Source organism: Pedobacter sp. 01T416_2 (assembly GCF_056398925.1).
Genome location: NZ_JBFTQI010000784.1, coordinates 1 through 2,658 on the forward strand (window position 1 = coordinate 1; position 2,658 = coordinate 2,658).

Annotated in this window: 3 protein-coding genes; 1 reads left to right on the forward strand and 2 read right to left on the reverse strand. The window is 39.3% G+C overall.

The annotated features are described in order from the left end of the window. On the forward strand, positions 1-480 hold a 480-nt coding region (locus AC1DPQ_RS24035), incomplete at its 5' end, for a CAP domain-containing protein (protein ID WP_477611110.1). Positions 481-815: 335 nt separating this feature from the next. On the opposite strand, the gene AC1DPQ_RS24040 is transcribed toward AC1DPQ_RS24035, so the two are convergent. Together AC1DPQ_RS24040 and AC1DPQ_RS24045 are read right to left on the reverse strand one after the other, a co-directional pair. Next, complete coding sequence (locus tag AC1DPQ_RS24040) at positions 816-1,688, reverse strand: ATP-grasp domain-containing protein (RefSeq protein ID WP_477611111.1); 873 nt, start codon at positions 1,686-1,688, stop codon at positions 816-818. A gap of 144 nt (positions 1,689-1,832) precedes the next feature. Continuing rightward, positions 1,833-2,658, reverse strand: an 826-nt coding sequence (locus tag AC1DPQ_RS24045) for a PA0069 family radical SAM protein (RefSeq protein WP_477611112.1), incomplete at its 5' end; no start/stop codon positions are given.

Here is a 2,658-nt window from a genome sequence, read left to right on the forward strand (position 1 = left end):
GCGTTATGTTGTACTTTGTCCTGTAAAAAAGGAACTGATGATCCGGCAGGAACAAACAATCCTCCGGTACTTTCTAGTACAACTAATATCAATAACGATGCCTTGTTAAAATTAGTAAACGACACCCGTTTAGCCGGTTGCAATTGCGGAACAACTGTTATGCCTCCTGTTGGAGCACTAACCTGGAGCGTAAATTTAAGCACTGCTGCTATTGGTCACAGTAAGTACATGGCCTCTATAAAAACCTTAACACATACATCAGCCAATGGTGATAACGTCGGCGCTCGGGTCAAAGCTACTGGCTACAATTGGACAACCATTGGTGAAAATATTGCTGTTGGCCAAACCACGGAGGCGCAGGTTTTTAACGATTGGATAAAAAGTGAAGATCATTGTAAAAATATCATGAATGCCGCTTTCAAAGAAATGGGAGCAGCTAAAACGGATAATTACTGGGTTCAGGTCTTTGCAGCTAAATAAAAGAAAACCATAGCGATCGACATCTCGACTTCGTTTACCAGTAACAGATTCTAAAATCCAGGCGTCATTCCCACGCAGGTGGGAATCTTAATGCGCTTTAAACCTGAGTTCGATAATTAAATACTGATTTGATTATCTAAACCTAGTTTTGAGTTAAGTCGGTCGTCACCCTGAATTTATTTCAGGGTCTTTCCTGCCAAAAAAGATGCTGAAACAAGTTCAGCATGACGATAAGATTAGGAATAAACCTTGTCTGATAGTTATTTTTACAATTTAATAATCGAACTCAGGTTTTAAGATTCCCGCATGCGCGAGAATGACGAAGATGCTAAACTTTACATCAAATCTGCTAAAGCCTTGTAATACCGTTCATAATTTTCGGGTTCGGTGTTCAAAAACAGAAAAGGCTCTATCAATTCCAGTTCCATCAACAAAAAATCTCCATTAGCGAAAGTACCATCAATCCGTGCGTAAAGGCAATCTTTAGCAAATAATGTTACATATTGTTGTGCTATAGCAATCAGTTCTTCACTCGGTTTTTGCGGATGCACAGAGCCACCATGCGCTGGCTGTACCCTAAAATCGCCAGGTTTGGCCTGTTTGATTAACGAATGGCTATACGCTCCATTAAAGAAAATGAAAGACCATTCACCACTTTCCAGAATCTCTGGTAGAAAAGGCTGAATGATAAAATCTTCATCCTGAATAAGGWGATTTAATTTTTGGTTAACCTCGTTCACATTATCTGCAGTTACCTTAAATGTATTTTTTGCACCACCACTCACACAGGGTTTTACAATTAACTTATTGGTGTTAAATTTCTCAAAGAAATGCTCAAGATTTACACTTTCTTTATTTTGAATGAAAAAACTAGGTGTAATTTTTAATCCGGCAGCTTCAATCTCCTGCAGATATTGTTTGTTTGCATTCCACCTCACTACCTCAATGGGGTTAAGCAATTTTATATTTTTTGCTTCCAAATGATTAAGCCAGCTGTAAAAGTCTTCAATCAGGTCAAAATAATCCCATGGCGATTTTAAAATGGCAAGCGAATAATCTTCCCATTTAATGTGCTCATCGTTCCAGATTACTTTTTCAATATTGAGTCCTTTTTCTTTCAGGAAATTTAGGAGTTTATCATCTTCGTTTTCAACAGTGGCGCTATCATAAGCTCCTTTATCCAGATAAGTTACTAATGCAATGTTCATGGCGTTAAAACTAAGTTTTATCAACGTGGATTACAAATCTACGGTTCAAAGCGTCGCGATTACAAATCGTGAAAAAAACTTTGAGATGGCCGTGATGATAAAACCACGGCCCTGAGCGCTGAGGGGCTTTCTCCTCAAAATTTTTTAAAACAGACTTGCCTGATTACTCGGAATCTTGAATAAAGAGTGGTCTAAAATTATATCCTTTACATTTAAGCCATTTAAGCGACAGTGGAGTCTAAAATTATCCCTGATCATTTGCGAAATATTACCATCTCCACGCATCCGGTCGCCAAATCTGCTATCGTTAACATTCCCACCATGGCAACTCTGAATCATGTGCCAAACTTTATCAAAACGATCAGGAAAGTTTTTGCGCAGCCAATCTTCAAATATCTGCCCAATAGCTCCATTTAGTCGTACAACGGTATAGCCTGCCTTTAGCGCACCGGCATTGGCTACAGCTTTTAGAATTTTAGGAATTTCATGGTCGCTTAAACCAGGAACAAGAGGGGCAACCATAACACCCATAGGAATTCCATCTTTACTCAATTCCTCTACCACCTTTAACCGTTGTTTGGCAGTTGTCGTTCGGGGTTCCATTACCTGCCGTAAATCTTCGTTTAAGCTATTAATCGAAACATAAACCATGCAGAGATTCAACTTCGCCATTTCTTGTAGAATATCCCGATCGCGAAGAATAAGCGAATTTTTGGTAATCATACCAATGGGCTGCTTATAGGCCAATGCTATTTCGAGCAACTGCCTGGTGAGTTTAAATTTTCTTTCTGCAGGTTGGTAGCAATCGGTATTGCCAGAAAGGGAAATGGTGGTGGCATCCCAGCCTTTTTTCTCTAAGAATTTTTTAAATAGTGCAGGCGCCTCTTTTTTAACAATTATTTTCCGCTCAAACTCTATTCCTGCGCTGTAGCCCCAATATTGATGTGAGTTGCGGGCATAACAATAGGTA